The 16,728-nt window shown below is 65.5% G+C and carries 11 protein-coding genes; 6 read left to right on the plus strand and 5 right to left on the minus strand.

Features of this window, described 5'->3' with window-relative positions; genetic code table 11:
• Positions 1–235 precede the first annotated feature (235 nt).
• Entirely contained in the window at positions 236–2,554 is a 2,319-nt protein-coding gene (locus ACZ9GA_RS09520) for a TonB-dependent receptor (protein ID WP_457362915.1), read from the minus strand.
• 184 nt (positions 2,555–2,738) lie between these two features.
• Between ACZ9GA_RS09520 and ACZ9GA_RS09525 the strand changes: the two genes are divergently transcribed.
• Entirely contained in the window at positions 2,739–3,392 is a 654-nt protein-coding gene (locus ACZ9GA_RS09525) for a tetratricopeptide repeat protein (protein WP_457362914.1), read from the plus strand.
• A 105-nt stretch (positions 3,393–3,497) separates the two neighbouring features.
• On the opposite strand, the gene ACZ9GA_RS09530 is transcribed toward ACZ9GA_RS09525, so the two are convergent.
• Both ACZ9GA_RS09530 and ACZ9GA_RS09535 read right to left on the minus strand, forming a co-directional pair.
• Entirely contained in the window at positions 3,498–4,493 is a 996-nt protein-coding gene (locus ACZ9GA_RS09530; RefSeq protein ID WP_457362913.1) for an NAD(P)H-quinone oxidoreductase, read from the minus strand.
• An 11-nt stretch (positions 4,494–4,504) separates the two neighbouring features.
• On the minus strand, positions 4,505–5,941 hold the full coding sequence (locus ACZ9GA_RS09535; protein WP_457362912.1) for an NAD-dependent succinate-semialdehyde dehydrogenase: 1,437 nt from the start codon (positions 5,939–5,941) through the stop codon (positions 4,505–4,507).
• Between the two features lie 190 nt (positions 5,942–6,131).
• Between ACZ9GA_RS09535 and ACZ9GA_RS09540 the strand changes: the two genes are divergently transcribed.
• Positions 6,132–7,079, plus strand: coding sequence for a LysR family transcriptional regulator (locus ACZ9GA_RS09540; RefSeq protein ID WP_457362911.1), 948 nt, complete (start codon positions 6,132–6,134; stop codon positions 7,077–7,079).
• 127 nt (positions 7,080–7,206) lie between these two features.
• Positions 7,207–7,680, plus strand: a complete 474-nt coding sequence (locus ACZ9GA_RS09545) for an isochorismatase family protein (protein WP_457362910.1) — start codon at positions 7,207–7,209, stop codon at positions 7,678–7,680.
• Between the two features lie 142 nt (positions 7,681–7,822).
• Here ACZ9GA_RS09545 and ACZ9GA_RS09550 read toward each other — a convergent pair whose 3' ends face one another.
• The gene (locus tag ACZ9GA_RS09550; RefSeq protein ID WP_457362909.1) at positions 7,823–8,494 is read right to left on the minus strand and encodes a response regulator; all 672 of its coding nucleotides are present in this window, start codon (positions 8,492–8,494) and stop codon (positions 7,823–7,825) included.
• On the minus strand, positions 8,491–9,927 hold the full coding sequence (locus ACZ9GA_RS09555; RefSeq protein WP_457362908.1) for an ATP-binding protein: 1,437 nt from the start codon (positions 9,925–9,927) through the stop codon (positions 8,491–8,493). Before ACZ9GA_RS09555 ends, ACZ9GA_RS09550 begins: the two co-directional genes overlap by 4 nt.
• Positions 9,928–10,046: 119 nt before the next feature.
• On the opposite strand from ACZ9GA_RS09555, the gene ACZ9GA_RS09560 reads away from it, so the two are divergent.
• The 3 genes from ACZ9GA_RS09560 to ACZ9GA_RS09570 are packed head-to-tail and all read left to right on the plus strand — an operon-like array spanning position 10,047 to position 15,717.
• Positions 10,047–11,195 carry an efflux RND transporter periplasmic adaptor subunit gene (locus ACZ9GA_RS09560; protein ID WP_457362907.1) on the plus strand — a complete coding sequence of 383 codons (1,149 nt, stop codon included), beginning with the start codon at positions 10,047–10,049 and terminating at the stop codon, positions 11,193–11,195.
• Between the two features lie 2 nt (positions 11,196–11,197).
• A complete protein-coding gene (locus ACZ9GA_RS09565) occupies positions 11,198–14,299 on the plus strand; it encodes an efflux RND transporter permease subunit (protein ID WP_457362906.1) in 3,102 nt (1,033 codons plus the stop codon).
• Positions 14,296–15,717: an efflux transporter outer membrane subunit gene (locus tag ACZ9GA_RS09570; RefSeq protein ID WP_457362905.1), complete on the plus strand. Its 1,422-nt coding sequence runs from the start codon at positions 14,296–14,298 to the stop codon at positions 15,715–15,717. The genes ACZ9GA_RS09565 and ACZ9GA_RS09570 overlap by 4 nt, the downstream gene beginning before the upstream one ends.
• Positions 15,718–16,728: the final 1,011 nt, after the last annotated feature.

Here is a 16,728-nt window from a genome sequence, read left to right on the forward strand (position 1 = left end):
TCCCACAGTGGTGAGCCAGCAATCGATGTAAGGCTTTACACTGTGGGAGCAAAGCTTGCTCGCGAGAGGCCGGTGCAGGTTGCCCACAATCATAGAATCTCCCACAGTGCAACTCCACGCTCGGCAGCCATCCTCGTAGCTGCCGAAGGCTGCGTCACCGGCAGCGCGGTTTATCCGGTACCGCGCGGCGTTTGTGACGCGACCTGGCGGCCGCTGCTAGGCGGTGGGCAAAGCGTCAGAACGAATAATCAGCCGTCAAAATCGCTGCCCGACCATCACCCGGTACGGCCCAGCCGTTGTTGCGGATGCGGGTCAGGTAGTGCTTGTCGAACAGGTTGTTGACGTTCAAGCGCAGGTCCAGGTTGCGGTTGACCTTGTAGCCCAGCATGGCGCGGTGGATGGTGTAGCCCGACGCGGTCGGCGCGTTGTCGGCGCTGGCCAGGTACTGCTTGCTCTGGGTGGTCAGGCCGTAGCCTACCTGGAAGTCGTGCGGCAGGTCGTACACGGTCCACAGGCTGGCCGCATGGCGCGGGGTGAAGGTCAGTGGCTTGCCTTTCTGGGCGTCGATGCCGGTGCTTTCCTTGGTGAAGTCGCTCACGCTCTGCAGCACCTTGGTGTCCAGGTAGGTGTAGTTGGCAAACACCTTCCACTTGTCGGTGATCGCACCGGTCAAGCCCAGGGTGGCGCCATCGACACGGGCCTGGCCGTCAAGCGCCTGCTCGCCGGACAAGTTGCTCGGATCGTTGCTGGCCACCTTGTAGTTGGTGCGGTCGTTGCGGAACACCGAAGCGCTCAGCGACAGGGCATCGTCGAAGAAGTCCCACTTGGTGCCAATCTCGTAAGTGATCGACTTTTCCGGATCGGCGTCGCAGTTGTTGCTGGCGGCGGTGGTGCCACGCCCCGCGGTGAAGCAGCTGCCGTTGACGGTGGCCTGGGACGGCGTCTTGCTGTTGCCATAGGCCACGTAGATGCTGCCGTTTTCCGCTGGCTTGTAAACGATGGCCGCACGGTAGGACGTCAGGTCATCGCTGTTGTGGAAGCGCGTGCCTGGGGTGACCACGCCCGCGGTGGAGATGGCGTCGGTCACCGAGCTGCCTTCGTTGCGCTCATAGCGCACGCCGCCGTTCACTTCCCACTGATCATTGAGTTTGAGGGTGTCGAAGGCGTAGGCGGCGCGGTTGTTCAGCTCGCCGTCGATGTGGGCGGTCTTGGTGAAGTTCACCGGGCCGTTCCAGGTCGAATCCGGGTTGCTGATGCTCACCGGTGGCGCAACGACGGTGGCCCCGCTGCTGGTGCGCATCCAGTTGCCGGTGTCGGCTTCATATTCTTCGCGGGTCAGGGCGATGCCGGTCACCAGGGTGTGCTGGATGAAACCGGTGTTGAAGTGGCTGGTGACATCCGTCTGGTTGGTGAAAATCTTGTTCTGCGTGCGGCGAGCGTTGCCCAGCGAACCGCCGCTTGGCTGGAAGTAACCCGGTGCCAGGCCACTTGCGCAGGCTGCGCCGGTGACGGTGGTGCCGCTGGCCAGGCAGGCGGTAGACGCGCCTTCAGGGCCGGAAACGAAGCTCTCCTGGCGCACGCGCGCCGCGCGACTGAAGTTGCGGATCGACACGTTGTCGTTGAAATCATGCTCCAGCTTCAGGCTGAAGGCGTCGGTGCTGATTTCCTGCTTGTTGACGTTGTGGTAGCCGTAATAGTCATCCCAGCCCGCGCCCGGCAGGCGCTTGCCGTTGTAGATGGGGATGCCGAACTGCGGGGTGTTGTCGTCCTTCTGGTGCTCGTAGCTCAGGGTCACGCGGGTAGGGGTGCCCAGGCCGAAGGCGACCGACGGCGCCACGCCCCAGCGCTCGTAGTCTTCGTAATCGCGGCCGGGTACGTCGTTGCCGTGAGCCATCAGGTTGAGGCGGAACGCGGTGGTGTCCGACAGTTTCTGGTTGGTATCAATCGTGGCGCGCTTGTAGTTATCGGTGCCCACGCCGCCGCTGATCTTGGTGAAGTCGCGCAGTTGCGGGCTTTTGGTGACGATGTTGATGGTGCCGCCCACCGAGCCTGAACCCGAATACACGGAGCTGGCGCCGTTGACCACTTCCACCTGCTCCAGGTTGAAGGGGTCGGTGCGGCTGTACTGGGCGCTGTCCTTCACGCCGTCGACATAGATGTCGTTGCTGGCCGAGAAGCCGCGCAGGTTGATGCTGTCGCCATAGCCGCTGCCGCCTTCGCCGGCGCCGAAGGTGATGCCGGGCACGGTGCTGAGGATCTGCTGCATGGTCAGCAGGTTTTGGTCTTCGATCACTTCCTTGGGAACAACGGTGATGGTCTGCGGCGTGTCGCGCAGCGCTTCGGTGTACTTGGCCGAGGCCGGGGCGCTGGGCTTGTAGGTGCTGTCGGATTGACCATCGACGGTGGTGGCGCCCAGTTGCAGGGTGCCGTTGCCTTCGTCGGCGTTTGTATCGGCAGCGAATACAAAACCGCCTTGGGCGGCGACCGCCAAGCCAACGGCTGTGGCCAGCAGGTGACGCTGGGAATACAGGGTTGACTCTGTTCTTGTTGCCATTCGGTGTTGCTCCCCATGTGTGAATGGGATGCGATCGTAATTGAAAACAATTCCCAGTTGAAGTACTTTGTAAAGAATTTGTAAGCGTTAGCAAATATTTCTGATTTTCAGGGGCTTGGGGGCAACAGTGACGGACGTTTCAGCCAATCTGCAGGACAACCCTCGGGCGTACGCAAAGGTGATCATGCGTGCTGCCTCGCTGGGGGACAGCGACGCCCAGGCCACCTTGGGGCAACTGTTGCTGGACGGGCAGGGCATAGCACGCGATGCGCGACTGGCGCTGACCTGGTTCCGGATTGCCGCGCGCCAGGGACACGCCATGGCCATCAACATGACCGGTCGCTGCCTGGAGCATGGCTGGGGCTGCGAGGTGGATTTGCCGGGCGCGGCGATTGAATACCGCAAGGCCGGTGGGCTGGGGCTGGACTGGGGGCTGTACAATTTTGCCCAACTGCTGACCCGCGGGCGCGGTGTGGAGCAGGACCTGGCGGCGGCCTACGGGCTGTTTCGCCAGGCGGCGAACCTGGGGCATGCCAAGTCGATGAATCTGCTGGGCCGGTTTCATCACGAGGGCGTGGTGGTAGCGCGAGACGAGGCGCAGGCCGAGCACTGGTATCGGCTGGCAGCGCTGGGTGGCGATTTTCGTGGGCAGTACAACCATGCGGCGGCGCTGGTGCGGCGTGGGCGGGTGGAGGAGGCGTGTGGCTGGTTGGATAAGGCGTTGGCCAGCGCCACGCCGGGGTTTCTGCAGGCTGCGGGGCCGGTTCTGGTTGCCTCAGGCCACGCAGCGATCCGGGCAATGGGCGAGCGCTACCTGGGCACCCGCTCGCCCGCGTAGCCGCTGCCGCCAGGCTGCGCTGGCCCTGTGCCGCGCTGGAAATCTCCAGGGGTCACACCGGCCAGCGCAGCCTGGCGGCAGCGGCTACGGATCGCGTGCGAAATGTCAGGCCAGGTCGTGCATCGTCAGGATGATCTTGCCCACGTTAGCCGCCGACTCCATGCGCCGGTGGGCCTCGGCGGCGCGGGCCAATGGGAAGGTGCTGTCCACCACCGGTTCGAGGCTGCCGGCGCCGCCAAAACGCTCCAGCCAATGCGCGCGAAAGCGCTGCACCATGGCGTGCTTTTCCGGCTGGCTGCGCGACTTCATGACCGTGCCCATGATCTGCAAATGCCGGTAGAGGATGTGCTCCAGCGCCACGCTGACCTCACCGCCGCCCCCCATGATACCCACCTGCACCAGCCGCCCGCCGTTGGCCAGCGAAGCGATGTTGCGGGCAAAGTAGGGTGCGCCGACAAAGTCGATGATCACGTCGACGCCACGCCCGTTGGTCTTGTCCGCGATCACCGCAGCGAAATCCTCGGCCTTGTAGTCGATGGCCACGGCGGCGCCCAGGTGTTCGACCCGCGCCGCCTTGCTGGCTTCGGTGGTGGCGTAGACCGTGGCGCCGCTGGCGTAAGCCAACTGCACGGCCGCCGAGCCTACGCCGCCGGCCGCGGCATGAATCAATACACTGTCACCGGCTTTCAATCGTCCCAGATGCAGCATCGCTTCGTGGGCGGTGACGAATACCTCAGGAATCGCTGCGGCATGCACGTAATCCAGCTGCGCCGGGATCGGCAGGGCCATGCGGTAGTCGATGCGCGCCAGTTCCGCGTAGGCGCCGCCGCCGACCACGCCCATCACCCGGTCGCCCACCTGGTAGCCGACCACCTCGCTGCCGGTGGCAATCACCTCGCCGGCAATCTCCAGGCCCATCACGGTCGAATCGCCGAAATTGGGCCTGCCATAGCCGCCGGTGCGGTGGGTCAGGTCGGCGCGGTTGACCCCGGCTGCGTAGACCCGCACCAGCAGGTCGGTGGCGCGTAACTCCGGCGTGGGGGCGTCGGCCAGGTGCAAGACGTCGGCGTCGCCGAAGGTATCGAAAGTGATCGCTTTCATGGGAGTAGTCCTCAAATCTGGCTGATGAATTTGTTGGTCAGGTAATGTTCGATGCCTTCGGTGCCGCCTTCCGAGCCATGGCCGCTTTCCTTCAGGCCGCCGAAGGGCAGTTCGGTGGCGACGATGCGGTATTGGTTGATGCCGATCATGCCGGCCTCCAGGCCATCGGCCACATCGATGGCGGTGCGGGCATCGCGGGTGAAGGCATAGGCTGACAGGCCATAGGGCAGGCGATTGGCTTCAGTGAGGCCGTCGGCCAGGGTGTCGAAGGGCATCAGCACGGCAATGGGGCCGAAGGGTTCTTCATGCATGACGCGGGCGTTCATGGGCACGTCGGCCAGCACCGTCGGTTCGAAGAAAAAGCCCGGGCCGTCGATGCGCTTGCCACCGGTCAGCACCCGGGCACCGCGGGCCACGGCGTCGCCGACCAGGTCCTGCATTTTCTGCAACTGCCGGGGGTTGGCCAGCGGGCCTACCTGCACGCCGGCCTGCAAACCATCGCCGACCTTGAGTGCCTGGGTGGCGCTGACGAAATGCGTGGCGAAGCGTTCATAGGATTCGCGCTGGATGAGAAAACGCGTGGAAGAAATGCACACCTGACCGGTGCCGCGAAAACGATTTGCAGCGCCCTCCACGGCGGCCTTCTCAACGTCGGCGTCGTTGAACACCAGCACCGGACCATGCCCACCCAATTCCAGGGTGATAGGCTTCACCCCTTCGGCGGCCCGCGCCGACAGCAAACGGCCAATCGGCACAGAGCCGGTGAAGGTGACCTTGCGAATCACCGGCGAGGCGATCAGGTGCTTGGACACCTGGTCCGGCACGCCGAACACCACTTGCAGCACGCCCTTGGGCAGCCCCGCATCGTCCAGCGCGTGGGCCAGGGCCAGGGCGGTGGACGGACTTTCTTCGCCCGGCTTGATGATCACGCTGCAGCCGGCTGCCAGCGCTGCCGACAGCTTGCGCGCCGGGGTGATGGCCGGGAAGTTCCACGGTGTGAAGGCTGCGACCGGGCCGATGGCCTGGCGCTTGACCAGTTGCAGCACGCCGGGACGGTTGGCAGGCACCACGCGGCCGTCGATGCGCTTGGCGCTTTCGCCAAACCATTCAAAGTACTCGGCGGCGCGCTGCACTTCGTCACGGCTTTCGGCCAGCGGCTTGCCTTCTTCCAAGGTCATCTGCGTGGCGATGTACTCGGCGCGTTCGCGGATCAGCTCGGCGGCCTTTTTCAGCACCCGGGCACGCTCGGCAGGAGGCGTTTGCCGCCACACCTGGAACGCCGGGCCGGTGACGGCCAGGGCGCGGTCCAGGTCCGCCTCGGTGGCCAGCGGCACACGACCGAGGTTTTCCTGGTTGGCCGGGTTGATCACGGCGGCCGTGGCGCGGTCGCCGGCACTGATCCATTGACCGTCGATGAAGAGGTGAAGCGGGGCGTAGAGAGCGTTCATGGGGCACCTTCGTTCAGCCAGGGGAAGCGCAGGCAGCGCTGTTGGAACGAAGTCTAGGGAGCGGGCGTCCGGGGATTAAGCCGTGCCCGAGGGAATCAATCTTCCACCCGAAGGGAAAGTGACGCCTTGCCTGCCCGGGCGTTTCGGATGGATGATGCGCGGCACCATGATCAGGGCGAAGGGGTAGGCAATGGACAAGCTGTCGAACATGGCGGTGTTCGCCAAAGTGGTGGAGATGGGCAGCTTCACTGCCGTGGCCAACTTCCTCGACACCACGGTGAACAACGTCTCGCGGGCGGTCTCGGGGCTTGAGGAGTCACTGGACACCAAGCTGCTGCACCGCAGCACCCGGCGCTTGAGCGTCACCGACGCCGGACGGCGTTTTTATGAGCGCTGCACCACGATCCTGGCCGACCTTGAAAACGCCGAGTCCGAGGCCCGCAACACGCTGCATGAGCCGCGCGGCACCTTGCGCGTGCATTGCGTGCCGGGCCTGGCGCGGCACCTGGTGACCCGCGCGGTGCTGGCCTACCGCGCGCAATTCCCCGACGTCACTGTGGAATTGCTGCTGTCCCAGCGTATGCCCAACCTGCTGGAAGATCAGCTGGACCTGTCGATCGTGATTGCCCGCACGCTGCCGGATTCGGCCTATGTGTGCCAGCAGATCGGTGTCAGCCATTGCGTGCTGGCCGCATCGCCGCAGTACCTGGCACGCCACCCGGCGCCCATCACCCCTCAGGACCTGGCCGAGCATGCCTGCGTGCGCTTGGGCACCGTGGATTACAGCCCGGATGCATGGCAGCTACGCAGTGACCAGGACAGCGCCACGTTCAACCCGGTAGGCCCGCACCTGAGCGTCAACGACATGGAAGCCATGGCGGTGGCCTTGCGCGAAGGCGCCGGCATCGGCTTGCTGGCCGGCTTTGCCGCCTACGACGATTTGCGCAGCGGCGCGCTGGTGCGGGTACTGCCGGGGTATCACACCGACGCGCGCAACGTCTACGCGGTGTACACCTCGCGGCAGTTCGTGGATGCCAAGATCAAATCCTTCGTCGACCTGCTGAAAACCCAGGTGGGCGGCGCGCTGCAACAGCATGCCAGCACCCTGATCAACCCTGCGCCGAACCCCGCCCCGTAGCCGCTGCCGCCAGGCTGCGCTGGCCCTTTGCCTCGCTGGAAATCTCCAGGGTTCATGCCGGCCAGCGCAGCCTGTCGGCAGCGGCTACGGGTATACTGCGCGCCCCTTGTGTTTCCAGGACATCACCATGCGGCAGGTCTTGCTGATCGTCGACATCCAATCCACCTTCAATCCCCCCGAATGGCTGGTGGACGGTGTGCGTGCGTTTTCGGCGATGATCCCCACCATCGCCTCGATCGAACTGCATGACGAACAGGTCACCCCCTTCGAGCGGCAACTGGGCTGGCACCCGGCGGCCGAGGACGAAAGCCTGGTGGAGGCCGACAAGGTGTTCATCAAACATGGCTACGGGCAAACCGGGGAAGCGATCGAGTACATTCGGCAGATGGGCGTGGAGCGCGTGCTGGTGTGTGGCATGCAGACCGAAACCTGCGTGCTGGCCGCAGGCTTTGCGCTGTTCGACGCGGGGCTGGCGCCCACGCTGGTCACCGACCTGACGGTGGGCTCGTCCCTGGACCGATCGGGGCAGATGGGCATTGCGCTGTGGAAGCACCATTTCCGCGAAGTTACCACCCGTGCTGAGGTGCTGGCCGCTCTGTAGCCGCTGCCGACGGTTGCCCTTTGTAGGACCGGGCGAAGCTCGGGAAGCGCTCAGCATGAACCTTGAGTCGTTCCCTTCCCGAGCTTCGCCGGGCGGCCGGTTCCCCGGTCCCCCGGTCCCACAAAGGGGTACGCGGTGCAGGTTACGGCATGAACTTGTAGCCCGCCCCATACACCGACTGAATGATCTCCACCCCCTCGACAATCCCCTCGAACTTGCGGCGGATTTTCTTCACGTGGCTGTCGATGGTGCGGTCTTCGACGATGCGGTGGTCGGTGTACAGGTGATCCATCAAGGCATCGCGCGACATCACCCGGCCAGGGCGCGCCACCAAGGCCTGCAACAGCCGGAATTCCAGCGGCGTGAGTTCCACGGTGACGCCGTGCCAGATGGCCTGGAAACGGTCGGCAAGCATCTGCAGCGGGCCGCTTTCCGCGGCCGGGCCGTGGCCCACGCGGCGCAGGATGACTTTTACCCGGGCCACCATTTCCAGCAGGCTGAAGGGCTTGCAGATGTAGTCGTCGGCGCCGATTTCCAGGCCCAGCAGGCGGTCCTTTTCCTCGACGCGGGCGGTGACCATGATGATCGGCGTGTCCCAGTGTTTGCGTAGCGCGCGGCAGATGTCGCGGCCGTCGCGGCCGGGCAGCATCAGGTCGAGGATGATCAGTTGCGGGGTGAACTGGCTGACGGCGGCTTCCACGCCCAGGCCGTCGGCCAGGCGATGGCTGGTGTAGCCGGCGGCCAGCAGAAAATCGCTCATCAGTTGCGCCAGCTTGGGTTCGTCCTCGACGATCAGGATGTCCACCGCGCTCATGCCTGGAGCCTCGCGCGCGGCAGTTGCACGGCAATCCACAACCCGCCCTGGGGCGCGCGGGCGGCGTTGATGCGGCCGCCGTGGGCCAGCACGATGCTGCGGCAGATCGACAGGCCCAGGCCCGAGCCGCCGGTGGAGCGGCTGCGTGAGGCCTCGACGCGGTAGAAACGGTCGAACAGCGCGCCCAGGGCCGGCTCCGGCACGCCCTGGCCGCTGTCCTGGATGTCGACCCGCACGTGGTGGGCGTCCTGGCGGGCGCGCAACAGCACGGTGTTGCCGGCCTCCACGTAGTGCAGGGCGTTTTCGAAGACGTTGGCAAACACCTGCTGCAGGCGCCGGCGGTCGCCTTCCACCCACAATGGCGTGTCGGGCACGTCGGCATGCAGGGCGATGCCGGCATCGGCCAGGCGCCGCAGCACCGGGCCCAGGCTGTCGCGCAGCATGCGCGCCAGGTCCAGTTCCACGTGCTGATAGCTCAGGGTGCCAACGTCTGCCAGGGACAGGTCGTGCAGGTCGTCCACCAGCCGCGACAGGCGCTGGGCCTCGCCGCCGATGGAGTGCACGGCCTCAAGTGTCAGTGGCCGCACGCCCACTTCCAGCGCCTCGATTTCGCCGCGCATCACCGCCAGCGGGGTGCGCAGTTCGTGGGAGATGTCGGCGACCATGGCCGAGCGCACGCGCTCGTTGTCTTCCAAGGTGGCGGCCAGGTGGTTGAAGTCGCGCTCCAGTTGGCCAATGTCGCTGCCCGACAGGGTGGGCACGCGCACGCTGTAGTCGCCCTCGGCCAGGTGGTGGGTAGCGCCAGTGATGCGCCGCAGCGGCGCGGCCAGGGCGCGCGCCAGCCACCAGGTGATGGCCGCCACCAGCAACGCGGCCAGGGCAGCGATGCTCCAGCTGGCGTTGATCTGGCCCTTCTGGAAACGCAGGTCGCCGGCCTCGGTGGCTTTCTCGAACGGCAGCATCAGCAGCCAGCCGACGGTTTTGCCGTCCACGGTGATCGGCAGGCGCGGCGAGTCCTTCAGGCAGCCGGGGTTGCCGAACACGTACTTGCCATCGGCGTCCAGCAGGGTGAAACGGGTGTGCGCGCCAATCATCTCCGATACCGGCAAGCGCGGCAGGGGCTGATTGCCGCTGGGCGGGTAGGCCGAGTCATCGTAGGGGCGCATCAAGTGGTGCCACAACTCGCGGTTGTGCTCAAGGAACTCCCAGCTTCCGTGGGCCTTGTAGGCGCTGGCCAGGGGCGCCACGCCGGCCTGCAAGCGCAGTTCATCCTGCTCGGCCAGGTAGCCGATGAAGCCGTGCTCGAAACTCACCCGGGTGGCCGCCACCATCGCCACGATCACCAGGATATTGACCAGCACCATGGCCACGAACAGTTTCGCGGTCAGGCCCAGGCGGCGGGTGGGGGTGGCGTTGCGCAGGAGTGCTTTCATGCCCTGCATTCTACGGGTTGCCTGTCGGCGCCGCAGCGCCCACCCGGCAACTTCCCTATTTTTTGCGCAATTGCTTCGCATACTCGTGGCCATACAGACCGTCATCGAGACCTAGATACATGCACACTTTTCATCCGCTGTGTGTGCTGGCGGCCATGCTGCTGGTCACCGGTTGTTCCCAGGGCAAACAGGAGGCGCCCAAAAAGGCTCAGGCCGTCACCGTGGTGACCCTCAAGCGTCAGCCGTTTACCCGCAGCGTGTCATTGCCGGGGCGCACCACGGCGTTCCTCACCTCGCCGGTGACCCCGCAGGTGACCGGCATCATCCAGAAGCGCCTGTTCGACGAAGGCAGCGAGGTCAAGGCCGGGCAGTTGCTGTACCAGATCGACCCGGCGCCGTACCAGGCCACCTATGACGCCGACCAGGCCGAGCTGGCCAAGGCCCGCGCGGCCTTGCTGTCGGCCCAGCCCATCGCCAAGCGCGACGAGGCCCTGGCGCACATCGACGCCATCAGCCAGCAAACCCTGGAAACCTCCCGCGCCACCTTGCGTGAGGATGAGGCCGCCGTGCAGTCAGCCCAGGCGGCGCTGGAAAGCGCGCGCATCAACCTCAATTACACCCGCGTCAGCGCGCCCATCGCTGGCACCATTGGCGCCTCCAGCTACACCCCCGGCGCGCTGGTGACCGCCAACCAGACCAGCCCGCTGACCACCATCTATGCCTATGACCCGATCTATGTGGACGTGACCCAGTCCAGCGCCGACGTGCTGCAACTGCGCAAGGCGCTGGCCGACGGCCGCCTGCAAAAAGATGACAAGGGCCGCGCACGCGTCAGCCTTACCCTGGAAGACGGCAGCCCCTACAGCCACGCTGGCAGCCTGCAATTCGCCGGTGTCGGTGTCGACCAGGCCACCGGCACCATCACCCTGCGCGCCATCGTGCCCAACCCGGAAAAGCTGTTGCTGCCAGGCATGTACGTGCACGCCAACATCAACGAAGGCGTGGACGACAACGCCTTGCTGGTGCCGCAACAGGCCATCACCCACGACCCGCGCGGCAACGCCACGGCGCTGGTGGTCAACGCGCAGAACAAGGTGGAGCTGCGCACCGTCACCGAGGAGGGCACCAGCAGCACCAACTGGGTGATCAGCGACGGCGTCAAGGCCGGCGAACGGGTGATCCTTGAAGGCTCGCAGTACGTGAAACCCGGTGACACCGTGCAGGCCACCGAGGCTGCGCCCGCCGTGGCTGCGGCAGGGGGCAACTGAGCATGCGCCTTCCGCACTTTTTCATCGACCGGCCGATCTTCGCCTGGGTGATCGCCATCGTCATCACCCTGGCGGGGGCGTTCTGCGTTACGCAACTGCCCCTTGAGCAGTACCCCAGCGTGGCGCCACCGACCATCCAGATCAGCACCACCTATTCCGGCGCCTCGGCGCGCACCAACCAGGACTCGGTGGTGCAGGTGATCGAGCAGCAAATGGTGGGCCTGGACAACCTGATGTACATGTCCTCCAGCGCCAGCTCCTCGGGCACGGTCAGCATCAAGCTGACCTTCAAGAACGGCATGGACCCCGATGCCGCCCAGGTGCAGGTGCAGAACAAGCTGCAGGCCGCCAACGCCTTGCTGCCCACCGAGGTGCAGGACAATGGCGTGCTGGTGCGCAAGGCGGCGCCCGACCAGTTCCTGGTGTTCTCGCTGGTGTCCACCGACGGCAAGATGAGCGCCGACGCCGTGGCCGATTACTTGTACAGCAACCTGGAAGAACCCATCGAGCGCCTGTCCGGCGTGGGCCAGGTGCAGGAGTACGGCGCCCAGTACGCCATGCACATCTGGCTGGACCCGGCCAAGCTGCAGAAGTACGCGCTGATGCCCTCGGACGTGACCACCGCCGTTGCCGCCCAGAACGACGACGTCGCCGCCGGCGAGCTGGGCGGCCTGCCCGCCGCCGGTGGCCAGGAACTGGACGCTACGGTGACCGCGCGCAGCCGCCTGACCACCGCCCAGCAGTTCCGCGACATCGTGCTCAAGAGCAGCGACAACGGTGCCCAGGTGCTGCTCAGCGACGTGGCCCGTGTGGAGCTGGGCCCGCAGACCTACACCGTCACCACCCATTACGACGACAAACCGGCCTCAGGGCTGGGCATCGCCCTGGCGCCCGGCGCCAACGAGATGCAGGTGGCCCAGGAGGTGCACGACTTCCTCGACCAGCGCGCCGCTTCGTTTCCCCAGGGGCTGAAGGTGCAGTACCCCTATGACATGGTGCCGTTCATCAAGGTGTCCATCGAAGAGGTGGTCAAGACCTTGGCCGAGGCCATCGGCCTGGTGGTGCTGATCATGTTCGTGTTCCTGCAGAACGTGCGCGCCACGCTGATCCCCAGCATCGCCGTGCCGGTGGTGCTGATGGGCACCTTCGGGGTGCTGTACACGCTGGGCTATACCATCAACATGCTGACCATGTTCGGCCTGGTGCTGGCCATCGGGCTGCTGGTGGACGACGCCATCGTGGTGGTGGAAAACGTCGAGCGGGTGATGGCCGAGCAAGGCCTGTCGCCCCGCGACGCCACCCGCGAATCGATGAACGAAATCAGCGGCGCGCTGGTCGGCATCGCCATGGTGCTGTGCGCGGTGCTGCTGCCCATGGCCTTCTTCGGCGGTGCCACGGGGATCATCTACCGGCAGTTCTCGGTGTCGGTGATCACCGCCATGGGCCTGTCGGTGTTCGTCGCCCTGACCTTGACCCCGGCGCTGTGCGCGACCTTGCTCAAGCCCAGCCATGGGGTGGCGCAGCACGGTTTCTTCGGTGCCTTCAACCGCGGTTTCGAGCGCGGCGCGGCCGGCTACCAAGGCGCCGTCGGTGGCTTGCTGAAGCGTCGCAAGCGCGCGCTGCTGGCCTACGGGCTGATCGTGGCGGGCGCGGTGTTCATGGCCCTGCACCTGCCCACCGCGTTCCTGCCCATGGAGGACCAGGGTGAGCTGATGGTCACCGTCAAGGGCCCGGTGGGCGCGCCCCGCGAGCGGGTGCTCAAGGCCATGGCCACGGTGCAGCAGTACTTGCTCAAGCAGCCATCGGTGGCGGCGGCGTTCGAGATTTCCGGCTATGCCACCGGCACCAGCGGCCAGAACGTGGGCATGATGTGGGTGCAGCTCAAGGACTGGAGCGAGCGCAGCGAAAGCGCCACTGACTTCGTTCATCGTGCCATGGCCGACCTCAAAAGCGTGCGCGACGCCCAGGTGTTCGTGCTGCAACCGCCCACCGTACACGGCATGGGCGTGAGTTCGGGCTTCGACATGGAACTGGTGGACCAGGGCGGCCTGGGCCACGACGCGCTGGTCAAGGCCCGCGACGAGCTGATCGAACGCGCCAACAAAGACCCCGACCTGCGCCAGGTGCGCTTCAACGGCCTCAACGACACCCCCGAGTTCTCCCTGGACATCGACGACCGCAAGGCCAGTGCCATGGGCCTGACCCTGGACGACATCAACGCCACGCTCAAGGACGCCTTGGGCAGCAGCTTCGTCAACAACTTCCTCGACAACGACCGGGTGAAGAAGGTGTACGTGCAGGCTGATGCGCGCTTCCGCATGGTGCCCGAGGACCTGAAGAACTGGTATGTGCGCAACAGCAGCGGGACCATGGTGCCGTTCTCCTCGTTCAGCAGTTCGCACTGGACCTACGGCCCGCCGGAGCTGGACCGCTACAACGGCAACAACTCGTTCGAGATCGTCGGCGACCCGGCGACGGGTGTCAGCTCGGGCCAGGCCATGGCGGCCATCACGCGGCTGGTGGGTGAGCTGAAGCCGGGCGTGGGCTATGCCTGGACCGGCCTGTCCTATCAGGAAATGCTTTCGGGTGGGCAGGCGCCGTTCCTGTATGCGGTGTCGGTGCTGTTCGTGTTCCTGTGCCTGGCGGCGTTGTACGAGAGCTGGTCGATTCCGCTGGCGGTGATGCTGGTGGTGCCCATCGGCATCCTCGGCGCCGCCTTGGCCACCACCTTCCGCGGGCTGTCGAGCGATGTGTACTTCCAGGTCGGGCTGCTGATTACCGTGGGCCTGTCGGCGAAGAACGCCATCCTGATCGTCGAGTTCGCCAAGCAACTGGAAGAGCAGGGCAGGTCGCTGCTGGACGCCACGCTTGAAGCGGTGCACTTGCGTATCCGGCCGATCGTGATGACTTCGCTGGCGTTCCTGTTGGGGGTGTTCCCGTTGCTGATCAGCGACGGGCCGGGCGCTGCGGCGCGGCATTCGATTGGCACCGGGGTGTTTGGCGGCACGCTGCTGGGCACGGCCCTGGGGATCTTCTTTACACCGCTGTTCTACGTATTGGTTCGTTCGCTGGTCACGCGTCGCGCACCGCAGGAGGCAACATGAGAGCCTGGCTCCCCCTGATCGGCGCGGCTGCCGTGCTCGGCGGCTGCATCAACCTGGCCCCGGACTATCAGCGCCCGGCGGCGCCGGTGCCGGCACAATGGACCGATGCGTCTAAAGTCGCAGGTCCCCAGGCCACGCAGTTGGCCTGGCGCCAGTTCTTGCGTGATCCGCGCCTGCAACGCACGGTGGCCCAGGCCTTGGCCAATAACCGCGACCTGCGCGTGGCCGTACTCGACATCGAGAAGGCGCGTGCCACCTATCGCATTCAGGACGCAGCCCTGCTGCCCAGCATCGGCCTGACGGCCGGGCAGGATGCCGAGCGCACGCCGACGGCGGTGAAAAGCGCGTCGGCCGGGGTGTCGCGGGTCAACAGCGTGGAACTGGGCTTCAGCGCCTATGAGCTGGACCTGTTCGGTCGCGTGCACAGCCTCAGCCAGGAAGCCCTGGAAACCTACCTGTCCACTGTCGACAGCCAGCGCAGCACGCAAATCACCCTGGTGTCGGAGGTGGCCAACGACTGGCTGACCCTGGCTGCCGACCGGCGCCTGCTGGCCCTGGCCCGGCAGACCCAGGACAGCCAACAGCGCACCTACACCCTGGTGCAGCAGGAGCACGCTCTGGGCGCCACCGACGGCCTGGAACTGGCCGAAGCGCAAAGCAGCCTGCAATCGGCGCGCAACGACGTGGCGGTGTACACCGCCCAGGCCACCCAGGCGCGCGATGCGCTGGAGTTGGTAGTGGGCGCGCAAGTGGCGCCAGGCGACCTGCCCGATGCCCAGGTGGACGCGGCGTCGAGCCTGGCCGACCTGCCGGCGGGGGTGCCGTCCACGGTGTTGCAGCAGCGGCCAGACGTGCTGTCGGCCGAGCATGCGCTGAAGGCCGCCAATGCTGACATTGGCGCGGCGCGGGCCAACTTCTTCCCGCGCATCAGCCTGACGGCGGCGCTGGGCAGTGAAAGCTCGGCGTTGTCGGGGCTGTTCGGCGGTGGTAGCCGTGCCTGGTCGTTTGCGCCCAGCGTGACCTTGCCGATCTTCGACGCAGGCGCCAACCGCGCCACGTTGGCGGCGTCCAAGGCCAGTCGCGAGATCGCCGTGGCCACCTACGAGAAAACCCTGCAGACCGCCTTCGCCGAAGTGGCGGACAGCCTGGCCACCCGCGCCACCATCGCCGAGCGCCTGGACGCCCAGGACCAGACCGTGGCTGCCGACCAGCGAGCCTACGACCTGTCCATGGCGCTGTACCGGCAGGGCAGCTACAGCCTGCTCGACACCCTGACCCAGCAGCGCCTGCTCTACACCGCGCAGCAGGCGCAAGTACAGACCCAACTGGCCGCCCAGACCAGCCTGGTCACCCTGTACAAAGCGCTGGGTGGGGGATTTGAGCAAACCGACGCGCCTGCCGTCGCCACTACCTTCTAGCAGCGACTGTCTATGTGGGAGCGGGTTCTACCCGCGAAAAGCACACCGCGGTACGTCAGGAAGTCCGCGTGCCCTTTTTCGCGGGTAGAACCCGCTCCCACAGGGAGTGGTGTAGCAGCAACTGTCTTCAAACCGCGTCGCCTGCATCGCGACTAAAGTCGGCTCCTACGCCGGCCTTGGCCGCGATGCAGGCAACGCGATCCCGCCGTAGCCGCTGCCGCCAGGCTGCGCTGGCCGGTGTAAACACTGGAGATTTTCGGCGAGGCACAGGGCCAGCGCAGCCTATCGGCAGCGGCTACCGCGCTGCAACTGTCTTGAAACCGCGTCGGCTCCTACGCCGCCCGTGGTAGGAGCCGGCCTTGGCTGCGGGGCAGGCGACGCGATGCATTGTGCCGATAAACGCCCCTATCCTGAAACACATGCCCAATAGCGGGGAACATGCAAACAGGGTAGTTTTACCGGTCTAGCCATTGGGAGAGTTCGGGACATGAAGTTCAAGATTTTTTTCTCTCCGAGACTGGTATCGGAAGCAAACTCCAGGCTATCCGGGCGTAGAGACGAGGCGCCGCGTCGCTTACCCGACGAAGTTGATCGGATGATTGAGGGCGCACGTCTGTCCAGTGATGAGATCCGATCTGCATTCACGACTGCGTCGTTACGCTTGAGAAAAGCCTGAGTTCGTTTTGGATGTTGAGTACCCAAGACTGGCAACGCCGAATTCGAAAACCGTGGCTCGTTGCAACGGAGGTAGCAGCACCTCTCGAGAAACCGCGTCGTCAGCATCGCGACTACAGTCGGCTCCTACGCCGCCCGTGGTAGGAGCCGGCCTTGGCCGCGATGCAGACGACGCGATGGCCCCGTAGCCGCTGCCGCAAGGCTGCGCTGGCCGGTGTGAACACTGGAGATTTTCGGCGAGGCACAGGGCCAGCGCAGCCTATGGGCAGCGGCTACGGGACAAGGGATTTTTCGGCGGCAAAAAAAAAAACGGCACCCACCGGGTGCCGTTTTCAT

The organism is Pseudomonas sp. TE3644 (assembly GCF_056278815.1).